The sequence below is a fragment of the Rahnella perminowiae genome (assembly GCF_019049695.1).
GTDB classification, from domain to species: Bacteria; Pseudomonadota; Gammaproteobacteria; order Enterobacterales; family Enterobacteriaceae; genus Rahnella; species Rahnella perminowiae.
Genome location: NZ_JAFMOT010000181.1, coordinates 63,651 through 78,591 on the forward strand (window position 1 = coordinate 63,651; position 14,941 = coordinate 78,591).

Below are 14,941 nucleotides of genomic sequence, written 5' to 3' on the forward strand. Positions count from 1 at the left end.
GGCGCTTAACAGTGCCCCGTTTTATACCATTACCGGAGTCAAGAACCATGAGTGTCCCACACGATCATCTGCCTGCTGGTGCTGCGGCAACTGACGGTGAAAACGAGCTGGAGCGGCTGCTTCGCCTGTCTGTCACCGCGCCTGCGTGGCGTCCGGCGTTTTATCAAACCTTGCTGGATTCCACTGTGTTTGTGCTCGGTGATGCAGGGCAGGATAACGCGGAAAAGCAGGGCAGTGTGGCGATCACCGCTGGCAGTGAACTGAATATTTTGCACTGGGAAAAACAGGACGGCAGCTCGATTATTCCTTTCTTTTCCTCGGTGGACGTTCTGGAAAAAGCCAGTGCCGGTGAAAGCCCGGATGAGCAGGCATTTGTCGCGCTGCCTGCCCGTGTGCTGTTTGAAATGACGCAAGGGGAAGAATTGTTTCTCAATCCCAAGTCGGAATATGGCAAGGAATTTTATCCGGGCGAAGTCACGCTGTTGCTGAACAGTGGCGGGCTGAATGCGCCGTCTGAGCTGGTGCTGGATAAAGAAAGCCAGTTGCTGATCGGCCAGCCGGAAGAATATCCTTCTACCATGATCGATGCGCTCACTACGCTTTTCGCCCGGAAGAAACCGGTGCGCCGTGCATTTATGGCGCTGATCCACGATAAAGCCGTGGATGATCAGCCCAACCTGCTGATCGGTGTTGAAGCGGACGGTGATGAACAGGAGATCGATGCGCTGATCCGCGAGGCGGGCAATGTGGCGAGTGAAACCTCTCCCGACGATCGTCCGGTGGATTTCTGTATCGTTTCTGAAAAAGAGCGCGGTATCAGCCATTACCTGATCAGCCACACGCAGCCGTTCTATCAGCGCAAGTGGGGAAGCTGGTTGCGCAATATCATTCCTTCTTCCGGTCAGGCATAAAAGTGACGATACACCAGGGGAAACGCCGTTTTGCCCCTGTTTTGTTTAAGGGAAATAGGTGGTTTAGGTTCGATAGTGAATCAATCACACATTTTTTTAATTAAATGTTGTGATTCGGGTAGGCAATCGTAACTTCGCTCCCTATAATCACCGCCATTTTACGGCAGGTATAACATTAAATTAACCGGCCCTACCTATAAAAGTCTGACAGAGGTTTTTTCATGACTATCGAACGCACTTTCTCCATCATCAAGCCAAACTCCGTAGCGAACAACGACATCGGTGCTATCTATGCCCGTTTCGAACGTGCTGGCTTCACCATCATCGCGTCTAAAATGCTGAAACTGACGAAAGAACAAGCGGAAGGTTTCTACGCAGAACACAAAGGCCGTCCGTTCTTCGACGGTCTGGTTGAATTCATGACCTCCGGCCCGATCATGGTTCAGGTTCTGGAAGGCGAAAATGCCGTTCAGCGTAACCGTGACATCATGGGTGCAACTAACCCGGAAAACGCGCTGGCCGGTACCCTGCGTGCAGACTTCGCTGACAGCTTCACCGCTAACGCTGTGCACGGTTCTGATGCTGTAGAATCTGCACAACGCGAAATCGCTTACTTCTTCACCGAAAGCGAAATCTGCCCGCGTTAAGATTTTTGAGTCACCGTTGCCGGAAGATGTGCCGCAAATTCACAAGAATTTTGCCACTGCGACTTTCCAAACATGGCAACCGTGCCCTAAAATTTGTACAATGTTGCGCCCCGAATGAGCCAGCCTCTTCGGGGCGCAATTTTATTTGCAGGCCAGCCGTTTCCTGTCAGGTCAGGCTCTGCACTTCCAATACGCCATAACGTGTAACAACGAGGCCATTTTCATCATGTTAGAATCCAACACCGCCGAGCCAACTTTGTCTGAAAATAACGCTGTTTCCGCAGAAGCCGTGAATACTGTCGTGCCTGCTGCTGCAAAAATTAACCTTCTTGACCTCAACCGCAAGCAAATGCGTGAGTTCTTCATCAACATGGGCGAAAAACCGTTCCGTGCAGATCAGGTCATGAAGTGGATGTATCACTACTGCAGCGATGATTTCGAGCAAATGACCGATATCAATAAGGCCTTGCGTGAAAAGCTGGCCCGCGTTGCAGAAATTCGTGCACCGGAAGTCGCGTCAGAACAACGTTCAACGGATGGCACCATCAAATGGGCAATTCAGGTGGGCGGACAGCTGGTCGAAACCGTCTATATCCCGGACGGTGACCGCGCGACCCTTTGCGTGTCCTCTCAGGTTGGCTGCGCACTGGAATGTACTTTCTGTTCCACGGCGCAACAAGGCTTTAACCGTAACCTGCGCGTGTCCGAAATTATCGGCCAGGTATGGCGTGCGGCAAAAATTATCGGTGCGGCGAAAGTGGCCGGTACACGTCCCATCACCAACGTGGTGATGATGGGGATGGGCGAACCTTTGCTGAACCTTAATAACGTGGTTCCGGCGATGGAAATCATGCTCGACGATTTCGGTTTCGGCCTGTCGAAACGTCGTGTCACTCTTTCCACCTCGGGCGTGGTCCCTGCGCTGGATAAACTGGGCGATATGATTGATGTCGCGCTGGCGATTTCTCTGCACGCACCTAACGACACCATTCGTAACGAAATTGTGCCGATCAACCGCAAGTACAATATCGATACTTTCCTGGCCGCCGTTGAGCGTTACATTGGCAAATCCAATGCCAATCAGGGCCGCGTCACCATCGAATACGTTATGCTGGATCACATCAATGATGGCACCGAGCATGCGCATGAACTGGCTGAACGTCTGAAGAATACGCCATGCAAAATCAACCTGATCCCGTGGAACCCGTTCCCGGGCGCACCGTATGGCCGCAGCTCGAACAGCCGTATCGATCGCTTCTCTAAGGTATTGATGGATTATGGTTTTACTGTGATCGTGCGTAAAACCCGCGGCGATGATATTGATGCCGCGTGCGGGCAGCTGGCCGGTGATGTTATTGACCGAACCAAACGTACGTTGAAGAAAAAAATGGCAGGCGAGCAGCAGATTTCTGTTAAAACCGTCTGATCCCAAGATATATGCAGGGCTTTGCCGTGCCGTTCTGGTTAAGCCCACTGTTTTATTGTCGCTGGCAGGGTAAAGGGAATTAAGCATGGCAATGAAGGGCAGTGTGAGAATGTGGATGGTCACAGGTGTGGCTTTGGCGTTACTGGCTGGCTGTTCCGGTTCACCTAAAGAAATACCACCGGCCAGTGGCGCAGCACAAACGCGTCTGGAGCTGGGCATGGCGTATCTGAAACAGGGGAACATGGAGGCGGCCAGACAGAATCTGCAAAAAGCCGTTGACGGTGCGCCGCAGGATTATCGGACACAGCTTGGTATGGCCCTTTACGAGCAAAAAAACGGCAATCAGAAAGCCGCACAAACCCGCTACCAGCAAGCGTTGCAGCTTGCGCCGCAAAATGGGACGGTCTTAAATAATTACGGTGCGTTTTTGTGTAGTTTAGGGCAGTATGTACCCGCACAACAGCAGTTTAGCGCCGCAGCTAATGCGCCTGATTACGGTCAGGTTGCTGACAGTCTGGAAAATGCAGGCTACTGTTTTCTGAAGGCCAATCAGAATGAGGAAGCGCGAGTGTTACTAAGCCGGGCATTGAAAGTGGATCCCGATAAAGGCGCACCCTTGCTGACTGAGGCAACCAAAGAATTTGGAGAAGGGAATCGCGCTCAGGCGAAATTATTACTGGATGTATACCAACATGTTCTGCCAGCCACTGCCGACAGCCTCATGTTACAAATTCGATTCGCTGCGTTAGCGGGCAATCCGGATAGCGTTCAACGCTACGGTAAGCAACTTGCGCGTAGTTATCCACAATCTAAACAGTACCAGCAGTTCTTAGCCAATGAATACTGAAGCCCCTCAAGAAAATAATGCAAAACTGACCACAGGCGAACGTCTGCGTCAGGCTCGTGAACAGTTAGGTCTCAGCCATCAGGCCGTTGCAGAACGCCTGTGTCTGAAAGTCTCTACTATTCGCCAAATCGAAGAAGAAACGACGCCGGCCGATCTTGCGCCGACTTTCCTGCGTGGTTATCTGCGTTCTTATGCAAAACTGGTTCATGTTCCTGAAGAAGAATTATCAGGTCTGATCGGTAAACAAGCCCCAATTAAAGTGCCTAAAGTGGCTTCAATGCAGGGGTTCTCTCTCGGCAAGTCTCGCAAAAAACGTGATGGCTGGCTGATGGGCTTTACCTGGCTGGTGGTGTTTGTGGTGATTGGCCTGACCGGTGCGTGGTGGTGGCAAAATCATCAGGCACAACAGCAGGAAATCGCCACAATGGCCGATCAGTCATCGGCACAGCTCAGTCAGGATAATGGTCAGGTGCAAACGATCCCTCTGGGCGACAATGCGAATTCTGCACCCACAACAGAAGATACCCCTGCTGATCCGGCGCCTGCCGCAAACGCAACACAACCGCAGAATTCTATTCCGCTGAATACCGCGCCGGGCGTAGCCGCCAGCAATACACCTGCTGTATCAGGCACGTCAGCCGCTCAGGCGCCTGCTGCTGTCTCTACCAGCCAGCCCGCTACGCCTGAAAATGGTCTGCCAACCGGTGATGCACAAACTGCAGCCGCCGCGGGGGGAGATCCACAAGCTGTGACCTTTACTTTTAAAGCTGACTGCTGGTTCCAGATTGATGACGCGTCAGGGAAAACCCTGTTCAGTGGCATGAAGAAAGGCGGTGAAACCTTCAGCGTGAAGGGCACTGCGCCATACAAACTGAAAATCGGTGCGCCGGGGGCGGTAGATATCCAATTCCAGGGCAAGCCGGTTGATTTAAGTCGTTTTGTAAAATCAAGCCGTGTTGCACGCCTGACCTTAGCTGCCGAGTAATCGGCAGTTTGTCAGACGATGGCAACGATGGAGAGTGAAGCAATGCATAATCAAGCACCCATTACCCGTCGCAAATCAACCCGGATTTATGTCGGCAAGGTGCCTGTAGGTGACGGAGCACCGATTGCAGTGCAATCGATGACCAACACCCGCACCACAGATGTCGCGGCGACGGTCGCACAAATCAAATCACTGGAACGCGTCGGTGTCGATATTGTTCGCGTTTCTGTGCCCACTATGGATGCGGCAGAAGCATTCAAACTTATCAAACAGCAGGTTAATGTCCCGCTGGTCGCTGATATTCATTTCGATTACCGCATCGCCCTGCAGGTTGCAGAATACGGCGTTGATTGCCTGCGTATTAACCCAGGTAATATCGGTAACGAATCCCGCATCCGTTCCGTGGTCGATTGCGCCCGCGACAAAAATATCCCTATCCGCATCGGTGTGAACGGCGGTTCCCTGGAAAAAGATATCCAGGAGAAGTACGGCGAACCGACGCCGCAGGCGTTGCTGGAATCGGCGATGCGCCACGTGGATATTCTTGACCGTCTTAATTTTGACCAGTTTAAAGTCAGCGTAAAAGCCTCTGACGTTTTTCTGGCTGTTGAGTCTTATCGCCTGCTGGCTAAACAGATTGTTCAGCCTCTGCATCTTGGAATTACCGAAGCCGGTGGTCTGCGTGCAGGTTCTGTTAAATCGGCCATTGGCCTGGGCTTGCTGCTCTCAGAAGGTATCGGTGACACGCTGCGTATTTCGCTGGCGGCCGATCCGGTTGAAGAGGTCAAAGTCGGATTCGATATTCTCAAATCCCTGCGTATCCGTTCCCGTGGTATCAACTTTATTGCCTGCCCGACCTGTTCGCGTCAGGAGTTTGATGTCATTGGTACTGTGAATGCATTAGAACAACGTCTGGAAGATATCATCACGCCAATGGATGTTTCGATCATCGGCTGTGTGGTTAACGGTCCGGGCGAAGCGCTGGTTTCCACCCTGGGCGTGACCGGCGGTCATAACAAAAGCGGTTTCTATGAAGACGGTGTTCGTCAGAGAGAACGCTTTGATAACAACGATATGATCGACCAGTTAGAAGCTAAAATTCGCGCCAAAGCGGCGTTGATGGATGAGAGTAAACGTATCGTTATCAATCATCTTGAAAAGTAACATCGGTTGCGGGTGTCAGCGTACATCTGCATTATATTGAACCCGACTGGGGCAATGGCGTTGTGCGTTGAACCACAGGCCACAAAGCCCCTATAATCGGGTTCATTTTTTATAAAACGATAGAGAACTGACGTGGCAAAGAATATCCAGGCCATTCGCGGCATGAACGACTACCTGCCAGAAGACACAGCACTGTGGCAACGTATTGAAGGATCGCTGAAACAAGTGCTCGGCAGTTACGGCTATAGCGAAATTCGTATGCCGATTGTAGAGCAGACCCCATTGTTTAAACGCGCTATCGGTGAAGTCACTGATGTCGTGGAAAAAGAAATGTATACCTTTGACGACCGCAACGGCGAAAGCCTGACGCTGCGTCCGGAAGGTACGGCAGGCTGCGTGCGCGCCGGTATTGAACATGGTCTGCTGTACAATCAGGAACAACGTCTGTGGTACATCGGCCCAATGTTCCGTTACGAACGCCCGCAAAAAGGCCGCTATCGCCAGTTCAATCAGTTGGGTGTGGAGGTCTTTGGCCTGCAAGGACCTGACATTGATGCCGAATTAATTCTGCTGACCGCCCGCTGGTGGCGCGCACTGGGGATTTCTGAGCACGTTACGCTGGAACTGAACTCTATCGGCTCGCTGGAGGCACGCGCGAACTATCGTGACGCGCTGGTCGCTTTCCTTGAGCAGCACAAAGACACGCTGGATGAAGACTGTAAACGTCGTATGTATAGCAATCCGCTGCGTGTACTTGACTCCAAAAATCCGGATATTCAGACATTATTAAATGATGCGCCTGAACTGGGTGATTATCTTGATGAAGAATCAAGAGAACACTTTGCAGGTCTGTGTGAACTTTTAGAGCAGTCTGGTATCCCATATACGATTAATCAGCGCCTTGTGCGCGGTCTGGATTATTACAACCGCACCGTGTTCGAGTGGGTAACCAACAGCTTAGGCTCTCAAGGTACGGTATGTGCCGGTGGCCGGTACGACGGTCTGGTTGAACAACTCGGTGGTCGTGCAACACCGGGTGTCGGTTTCGCCATGGGGCTGGAACGTCTGGTTTTACTGGTTCAGGCCGTAAACCCGGACTTCAAAGCGCCGGCGATCGTTGATGCCTACGTGATCTCATCCGGTACCGGCACGCAAAGCGCAGCGATGCAACTGGCTGAAACACTGCGTGATGCAATGCCTGAGCTGAAAGTCATGACTAACTACGGTGGCGGCAACTTTAAGAAACAGTTTGCCCGTGCTGATAAATGGGGTGCGCGTGTGGCCCTGGTATTAGGCGAAACTGAAGTCGCTAACCAGCAGATCGTCGTTAAAGATCTGCAGAGTGGAACGCAAGAAACGCTGGCGCAAAGCGAAATCGTCGCGCGCCTGGCTTCGATGTTGGGTTAAGGAGAAGGACACTGTGGAAGTCTATACCACTGAGAATGAACAGGTTGATGCTGTACGTCGCTTCTTTGCGGAAAACGGTAAAGCGCTGGCCATTGGCGTTGTTCTGGGTATTGCAGCCCTTGGCGGCTGGCGTTTCTGGCAGAGCCATCAGGACTCAGCCCTGACGGAAGCCTCTGCGTCTTTCCAGCAAGCGAATCAGTTGCTGACCAGCAATAACGCGAAAGGCGTAGCTGATCTCGAAAAATTTGCGCAGAGCAATGACAATAATTACGGCGTATTTGCCGCCCTGCAACTGGCTGATCATTTTGTCGAAACCCGTGATTTCGCCAATGCTGAAAAGCAATTAGCGCAGGCGCAAGGTCAGGCCAAAGAAGATAATTTACGTTCGCTGGTGAACTTACGTCTGGCGCGTGTCCAGATGCAGCAAGGCAAATTTGATGATGCACTCAAAACGTTAGACGGCGTGAAGGGTGAAGGCTGGACGGCTATGCAGCAAGGCATCCGTGGTGATGTTCTGCTTGCCAAAGGTGATGCAAAAGGTGCGCGCGAAGCCTACAGCAAAGGAATTGATTCTAAACCCTCTCAAACGCTGCAAACCATGCTGCGTATGAAATTGAACAACTTAGCCAGCTAAGGGGAACCCCGATGCAATTGCGTAAAACACTCTTGGTAGGATGGGTTTCTGTTGCCCTGCTAAGTGGCTGTTCATTGTTTAACAGCGAAGAAGACGTGGTCAAAATGTCTCCGCTGCCAAAAGTTGAGAACCAATTTACTCCGACGCAAGTGTGGAGCAAATCCGTAGGCGATGGCATTGGCGAATTCTATTCCAATCTGCGTCCGGCCTGGCAGGACAGCACTATTTTTGCCGCTGATCGTTTTGGTCTGGTTAAAGCACTTGACGCTGACAGTGGTAAAGAAAAATGGAGCGTGAATCTGTCTGAAAAGACCGGCTTCCTCTCCCGCAATATTTCAGCACAGCTTTCAGGCGGCCTGACAGTTTCAGGTGATCACGTTTACGTGGGCAGTGAAAAAGCGATCGTTTATGCATTGAACACAACTGATGGTAAAATCGCCTGGCAGACCAAAGTGGCGGGTGAAGCATTGTCCCGTCCTGTTGTCAGTGATGGTCTGGTTCTGGTTCACACCGGCAACGGTATGTTGCAGGGGCTGAACGAATCCGACGGTACCATTCAATGGACCGCTAACCTCGATATGCCAACACTTTCTCTGCGTGGCGAATCAGCGCCTGCGGTGGCCTTTGGTGCGGCAATCGTCGGTGGTGATAATGGCCGCGTCAGTGCCGTGCTGATGAAAGAAGGTCAGCTGATCTGGCAACAACGTATTTCTCAGACCACCGGTACGACTGAAATCGACCGTCTGAGCGATGTGGACACCACGCCGGTTATTGTTGATGGCGTGATTTATACGCTGGCATACAATGGCAATCTGGTGGCGATGGATCTGCGTTCTGGTCAGATTATGTGGAAGCGTGATGTCGGTTCTGTGAATGACATCATCGTCGACGCAGGCCATATTTATATGGTTGATCAGGATGACCGCGTGATGGCGCTTGATACTCAGGGTGGTGTCAGCGTATGGCGTCAAAGTGAATTGCTGCACCGTAACCTGACGGCACCTGTGCTGTATAATGGTTATATTGTGGTCGGCGATTCCGAGGGCTATCTGCACTGGATCAACACCACTGATGGCCGCTTTGTTGCTCAGCAGAAAGTCGACAGTGACGGCTTCCTGAGCGCGCCGATTGTGGCAAGCGACAAGCTGGTTGTACAAGCGAAAGGTGGCGAAGTTTACTCCTTCACCCGCTAATACCGCGACCGGCATCGGGCTCTGAGATCGGATGATCCCGGGCTTTAAAACGGCTCCTGAATGGCTCAGGGGCCGTTTCGTATTATAAAATATGCGTAATCACGGCTGATGAATCAGGCCGTAACAGTTTGAATTATAGTGGTTTGCATTGAGATTTCGCAGGCCAGCTATTTGCGTTTAGCACCATATATACTATGCATCATAAAAACATTGAGGCTTCAAAATGATACCTGTCGTTGCGCTTGTTGGGCGCCCGAATGTGGGTAAATCCACTTTATTTAACCGTTTAACCAAGACGCGTGATGCGCTGGTTGCGGATTTCCCGGGGCTTACGCGTGACCGCAAGTATGGTCGTGCCGAAATTGAGGGTAATGAATTCATCATCGTAGATACCGGCGGTATTGACGGTACGGAAGACGGCGTTGAAACCCGCATGGCAGGGCAGTCTCTGCTGGCTATCGAAGAAGCGGATATCGTGCTGTTTATGGTCGATGCCCGTGCAGGCCTGATGCCTGCCGATCAGGGCATTGCCCAACATCTTCGCAGCCGTGAAAAAGCGACCTTCCTGGTCGCGAACAAAACCGACGGCCTGGATCCGGACAGCGCAACCGGTGATTTTTATTCACTCGGTTTAGGCGAGGTGTATGCTATCGCGGCTTCACATGGCCGTGGCGTCACCCAGCTGATTGAACATGTGCTGATCCCGTTCGTGGGTGAAAAGCCGGAAGAAGTGGAACTGACCGAAGAAGAGGCCAACGCGGCGTACTGGGCCGAACAGGAAGCCACCGGTGATGAAATCCCTGAGGACGAAGAAGATGATTTCGACCCGCAGTCTCTGCCCATCAAACTGGCGATTGTCGGGCGTCCCAACGTAGGTAAATCCACACTGACTAACCGTATTTTGGGTGAAGAACGCGTGGTGGTTTATGACATGCCAGGCACCACCCGCGACAGTATTTACATCCCGATGAACCGCGACGACCGTGAATATGTTCTGATCGACACTGCCGGTGTACGTAAGCGCGGAAAAGTCACTGAAACTGTAGAGAAATTTTCAGTAATCAAAACCCTGCAGGCGATTGAAGATGCCAATGTGGTGATGTTGGTTATTGATGCCCGCGAAGGCATTTCTGATCAGGATCTCTCGCTGTTAGGCTTTATCCTCAATAGCGGGCGCTCACTGGTTATTGTGGTCAACAAGTGGGATGGCATGAGCGAAGAAGCGCGTGCTCAGGTTAAAGATCAGCTGGATCTGCGCCTTGGCTTCGTTGATTTCGCCCGCATTCACTTTATCTCTGCCCTGCACGGCAGCGGCGTCGGTAACCTTTTCGAGTCTGTGAATGAGGCGTACACCTGCGCGACCACGCGTGTGAGCACTTCCTTACTGACCCGTATCATGCAAATGGCGGCTGACGATCATCAGCCACCGCTGGTGAATGGTCGCCGCGTGAAGCTGAAATATGCCCATGCCGGGGGGTATAACCCGCCAATCGTGGTGATCCACGGTAATCAGGTGAAAGACCTGGCCGATTCCTATAAACGCTATCTGATGAACTATTTCCGTCGTTCACTGAAAGTGATGGGTACGCCAATCCGTATTCAGTTCAAAGAGGGTGAGAACCCGTTTGAAGGCAAGCGTAATACGCTGACACCAAATCAGCTGCGCAAACGTAAACGCCTGATGTCACACCTGAAAAAAAGTAAATAATCTGCAGGCGGGGCGCATAGAATGTGCCCCTTTTTTTTCGTCTTCGTTTCCCTGCAAGGAGCTGGCTGGATGTTCTGGCAGACCTGGAGTTTTGCATTTGGTGTTACGGTCCCAAACCTACTGATCTTGTTGCTGGGCATGGTGCTGCGCCGCACCGGCCTGATGGACGACAGTTTCAACGAGAAAGCCAGCCGGCTGGTGTTTAATATCGCCTTACCCTGCCTGCTGTTTTTCAGCGTAGCACAAGGGCATGATTCCTCAGGCTCAAACCTGCCGCTCGCCCTTTACGGGGGAATCGGTACCGTAGTTTCTTATCTGTTGCTGGAACTGGTGGCGATAAAACTGGTGAAAGACCCGCGTGAGCGCGGCATTTTTGTGCAGGGGGGCTTCCGGGCAAATACCGGTATCGCGGGGCTGGCTTATGCATCACTGGCCTTTGGCAGTGAAGGGATTGCGCTGGGCTCGATGTATCTGGCTGTGACGGTTATTTTGTTCAACGTCCTGTCGGTGATTACATTAACCCGCAGCCTGAAAGGCGGGCAGGGGAAAAGCATCGGGATGAAGCCTATCTTGCGCGGCATTATCACCAATCCGCTGATTATTGGTCTGGTCCTCGGGCTGGCGTTTAAGCACAGCCATTTACCTATGCCGGCGACCATTGCCAGCACCGGTGACTTTATTTCAGGTATGGCGCTGCCGCTGGCCATGTTATGCGCCGGTGCCAGCCTTGACTGGCAGGCGATGTTCCGCAGTTCTAACGTGGCAGCCTGGTCTTCTGCGTCACGTGTCATATTTGTGCCCGCGCTGATGACCCTCGGGGCAGGGTTGTTTGGCTTTCGCGGCGCGGCGCTCGGCGTTATATTTCTTTTTTCCTGTACACCGACCGCAGCGGGCAGCTACGTGATGACCCGCGCGATGGGCGGCAATGCGACACTGGCAGCTAATATTATTGCTGTCACCACGCTCGGATCATTTTTCACTACCGCACTGGGTCTGTATTTACTGCGGACGCTGGGTGTTATTTAGAAGGGAAAGACGATGGATGCACTTTGTCCGGTTTGCGGCCAGCCGATGAGCTGGGTAAGCGGTCACTTTCATTGTGACGCTGACCATGGCGACTTTACGCAAATCGCATTATGCCCAGATTGCCAGCAGCCGTTGCAGGCGCTTAAAGCCTGCGGAGCGGTAGATTACTTCTGCCAAAACGGGCACGGGATGATTTCTAAAAAACGGATACAGTTTACGTATTCGCCTTATTCGGAAGAGTGATCGTCAGGGTGAGCCTCTTTCCATAGGTTCACCAGTTCCTCGGGCGCTTCGGTTTCAGGAATAATGACAACCAGACTGGCTGAATGCTCTGCCGATGCATAATAAATCTCCAGCCGGAAATAACGCTGGTCTCCATGACCGGCGTTTTCTTTTTCCTGAGCATGGGGCAGTGCCTGATTGATGAGCTGGCAGATTTCCCGCCGCTTATCATCGCTCATGCCTGAAAGTTCAACCCGTCGCGGCCCGCTGAGTTTGGGGATAAACGCAATACCGCCTTCGCGGTAAATTTCAATCACCGCATTACTTTCCAGCGAATCTAAAGGTTTCATTTACATCACTCCGACCTGCTCCCAGGCTTCACGAACCGCTTGTGCAACGGAGGCGTCAAATCGTTTTTCCGCATGCTGAATAGTCAGTTGGGCGAAGGTGGCAAAGTCTGCATTTTTGGGCAGGGATTTATCACAGACCGTGTCATACCAGACGTAACCTGCACGTTCCCATGCATTCCCGCCCAGTTTAGTCGCCGCCAGATAAAATGCCCGGTTAGGTATGCCTGAGTTAATATGCACACCGCCATTATCGTCGCGGGTATTCACATAACCGCTCATGTCCGCCGGTTGCGGATCTTTACCCAGCAGCGGATCATCGTAAGCAGTGCCGGGATGAGACATTGAGCGCAGGCCGGTCCCCTGAATGCCTTTTGCCAGCAATCCTTCACCAATAATCCAGTCGGCTTTATCAGCGGTTTGTTTCAGGTGGAATTGTTTCACCAGCGAGCCAAACACATCCGAGAGTGATTCATTCAGCGCGCCGGACTGGCCGTTATATTCCAGACCGGCTTCCGTTTCGGTAACACCATGGGAAAGCTCATGCCCGACAACGTCGATAGCAATCGTAAAGCGGTTAAAGATTTCGCCATCACCGTCACCAAATACCATCTGCTGTCCGTTCCAGAAAGCGTTTTGATAGCCTTTGTCATAATGCACGGTGCCGAGCAGTGCCAGACCTTTATTGTCGAGGGAATTACGCTGATACGCCTGCCAGAAGAAATCATACGTCACGCCCAGATAATCATAGGCTTCATCCACCGCCACATCGCCGTTACTGGCCTGGCCTTCCTTGCGCACGGATTCGCCCGGCAGCCGGGTGGTATTTTTGGCGTCATAAATATCGCGTTCTACCTGACCCGCTTTGGCTGTCACGATCTTCTGCGGTTTGGCGTAAGGCTGTGCCATTAACGTATTCACATGTACCAGGGTTTGTTTGGCACATCTGCGCTGGGGTTCTGAACCGTGTTCGATAATACGGTTAAGTATGTAAGGCGGGATAACGCTGTGGTAACGCTTTGCTGAACTGTGATTCATCGTGAATCTCCTTATCAAGAGTCACCCGAAGGTGAAAACAAGGTGTTCTGACTGCCTGATACTGAAAGCTGGTTAATGAATAGCCGTCACCGTCAGTATAGGACTGCTGAGCGCCAGGTCCGTTAAAGATGAGATTTATCTGTCCGGCTGCGGGTCATACAACGTATGCGGATGACAGGTCACGGCGCGTCCGCTGGCTTTTCTGACAGATTCACGCACCACCAGTTTTCCCTGCAACAGCTGCGTGGTATAAGGCGCATCGGGGCGCATCATGCGCCTTTGTAATAAGGAGATCGCTTCGGCACCGAGTTCATCGCGCGGCACATGCACCGCGGTCAACGGCACGTCATGAATTTCTGCCAGATTGAACCCGTCAGTACTGATAACGCTGATATCACCCGGCACGGAAAAACCGCGCTTTGCCAGCGCAGCAACCACACCGGATGCCATAAAATCCCCGCCGGCCAGGATGGCTGTCGGCAGCGGCTGGCCGGGCGGCAAGGCATCCAGAAATTCCAGCAGCGCCTGTTCGCTTTCCTGCGCCCCAAAACCTGACGTATTGAGCAAATGGTGGCGGTCACTGAAAACCTGATGATGGCGCGTGAATGCCTGTTTAATACCGGTGAGCCGCAGTTCCATGGTATGACGACGCAGGCATTGCACGGTCACGATATGAGTGTGGCCCTGAGAAAAAAGGTAGTCGCAGGCAAAATCGCCCATCGTCAGATGATCAGGACTGACGCTGTCATGGCGCATATGCCGGTCATGGCAGTTGATCAGTACACATGGTTTGCCCATGTCGGCCGCAAGCTGATGAATATGCGGATCGTCGATGCCGACCAGCAAGACGGCTTCGGTCTGCGGATCGGTCATTTTGGCAATGAACAGCGCGGCGTCGGCGTTTTCTTCTTCTATCGCGCAGTAGCGGACACGTACTTCGTGACGGGCGGTGGCAGCCAGAATGCCCTGGATCACCTTGTAGTAAAAAATATCGCTGCGCACATCAAAGGCCCGGGCCGGGGCGAAAATTAAAATATTGTTCAGCATCAGCCTGCCGGTCGAAAGGCCGTCGAAAACGCCCTGCGCCCTGGCACATTCCAGTACGCTGTCGCGCGCCTTGCTGCTGGTATTATTTTTTCCGGCTAAAACCCGTGAAACGGTACTGATCGACAATCCGGTCTGGTCGGCAATTTGCTGGATATTTAACTTTCCTTTCAAACTGTGATCTCCTTCAAAATGGCCCATGCAAAAATTTTCATATCTGAAGCTGTGATTCCCGTGAGCTTTTATCCTCCCTGAATTCCTTATGCAGTTATAGCGTGAAAGCTTTTGCAAAAAATCACGTTTCCCTCACAGAACCGGCTGCCTACTCTGCAGATGTACCTC

At 52.2% G+C, this 14,941-nt stretch carries 15 protein-coding genes; 12 read left to right on the forward strand and 3 right to left on the reverse strand.

The window, feature by feature from the left end; translation table 11 throughout:
• The first annotated feature begins 47 nt into the window (after positions 1-47).
• The 12 genes from sseB (at position 48) to J1781_RS16215 (ending at position 12,191) form a co-directional block, all read left to right on the forward strand.
• Entirely contained in the window at positions 48-911 is an 864-nt protein-coding gene (sseB, locus tag J1781_RS16160; RefSeq protein WP_217220811.1) for an enhanced serine sensitivity protein SseB, read from the forward strand.
• Between the two features lie 221 nt (positions 912-1,132).
• On the forward strand, positions 1,133-1,558 hold the full coding sequence (gene ndk / locus J1781_RS16165; RefSeq protein WP_015696252.1) for a nucleoside-diphosphate kinase: 426 nt from the start codon (positions 1,133-1,135) through the stop codon (positions 1,556-1,558).
• A 226-nt stretch (positions 1,559-1,784) separates the two neighbouring features.
• Positions 1,785-2,984, forward strand: a complete 1,200-nt coding sequence (locus J1781_RS16170; RefSeq protein ID WP_129955123.1) for a dual-specificity RNA methyltransferase RlmN — start codon at positions 1,785-1,787, stop codon at positions 2,982-2,984.
• 109 nt (positions 2,985-3,093) lie between these two features.
• Complete coding sequence (gene pilW, locus J1781_RS16175) at positions 3,094-3,831, forward strand: type IV pilus biogenesis/stability protein PilW (RefSeq protein ID WP_377424890.1); 738 nt, start codon at positions 3,094-3,096, stop codon at positions 3,829-3,831.
• Positions 3,821-4,816: a cytoskeleton protein RodZ gene (gene rodZ, locus J1781_RS16180; protein ID WP_217233884.1), complete on the forward strand. Its 996-nt coding sequence runs from the start codon at positions 3,821-3,823 to the stop codon at positions 4,814-4,816. Before pilW ends, rodZ begins: the two co-directional genes overlap by 11 nt.
• 42 nt (positions 4,817-4,858) lie before the next feature.
• Entirely contained in the window at positions 4,859-5,980 is a 1,122-nt protein-coding gene (gene ispG, locus J1781_RS16185) for a flavodoxin-dependent (E)-4-hydroxy-3-methylbut-2-enyl-diphosphate synthase (protein ID WP_129955126.1), read from the forward strand.
• A gap of 132 nt (positions 5,981-6,112) precedes the next feature.
• Positions 6,113-7,387: a histidine--tRNA ligase gene (hisS, locus tag J1781_RS16190; protein ID WP_217233885.1), complete on the forward strand. Its 1,275-nt coding sequence runs from the start codon at positions 6,113-6,115 to the stop codon at positions 7,385-7,387.
• A 13-nt stretch (positions 7,388-7,400) separates the two neighbouring features.
• The gene (locus tag J1781_RS16195) at positions 7,401-8,021 is read left to right on the forward strand and encodes a YfgM family protein (protein ID WP_129955128.1); all 621 of its coding nucleotides are present in this window, start codon (positions 7,401-7,403) and stop codon (positions 8,019-8,021) included.
• Between the two features lie 11 nt (positions 8,022-8,032).
• The gene (bamB, locus tag J1781_RS16200) at positions 8,033-9,214 is read left to right on the forward strand and encodes an outer membrane protein assembly factor BamB (protein ID WP_129955129.1); all 1,182 of its coding nucleotides are present in this window, start codon (positions 8,033-8,035) and stop codon (positions 9,212-9,214) included.
• Positions 9,215-9,437: 223 nt separating this feature from the next.
• On the forward strand, positions 9,438-10,922 hold the full coding sequence (der, locus tag J1781_RS16205) for a ribosome biogenesis GTPase Der (RefSeq protein WP_129955130.1): 1,485 nt from the start codon (positions 9,438-9,440) through the stop codon (positions 10,920-10,922).
• A gap of 69 nt (positions 10,923-10,991) precedes the next feature.
• Positions 10,992-11,948 (forward strand): AEC family transporter, encoded by a 957-nt coding sequence (locus J1781_RS16210; RefSeq protein ID WP_129955131.1) that lies wholly within the window; start codon positions 10,992-10,994, stop codon positions 11,946-11,948.
• Positions 11,949-11,960: 12 nt separating this feature from the next.
• The gene (locus tag J1781_RS16215) at positions 11,961-12,191 is read left to right on the forward strand and encodes a zinc ribbon domain-containing protein (protein WP_129955132.1); all 231 of its coding nucleotides are present in this window, start codon (positions 11,961-11,963) and stop codon (positions 12,189-12,191) included.
• Here J1781_RS16215 and J1781_RS16220 read toward each other — a convergent pair.
• The 3 genes from J1781_RS16220 to J1781_RS16230 all read right to left on the reverse strand — a co-directional run bounded on the left by J1781_RS16220 (position 12,176) and on the right by J1781_RS16230 (position 14,773).
• The gene (locus J1781_RS16220; RefSeq protein WP_217220807.1) at positions 12,176-12,520 is read right to left on the reverse strand and encodes a protealysin inhibitor emfourin; all 345 of its coding nucleotides are present in this window, start codon (positions 12,518-12,520) and stop codon (positions 12,176-12,178) included. The two genes, J1781_RS16215 and J1781_RS16220, sit on opposite strands and share 16 nt — an antisense overlap.
• On the reverse strand, positions 12,521-13,555 hold the full coding sequence (locus J1781_RS16225; RefSeq protein ID WP_129955134.1) for a M4 family metallopeptidase: 1,035 nt from the start codon (positions 13,553-13,555) through the stop codon (positions 12,521-12,523).
• 135 nt (positions 13,556-13,690) lie between these two features.
• Positions 13,691-14,773, reverse strand: coding sequence for a LacI family DNA-binding transcriptional regulator (locus tag J1781_RS16230; RefSeq protein ID WP_129955135.1), 1,083 nt, complete (start codon positions 14,771-14,773; stop codon positions 13,691-13,693).
• Between the last annotated feature and the right edge of the window lie 168 nt (positions 14,774-14,941).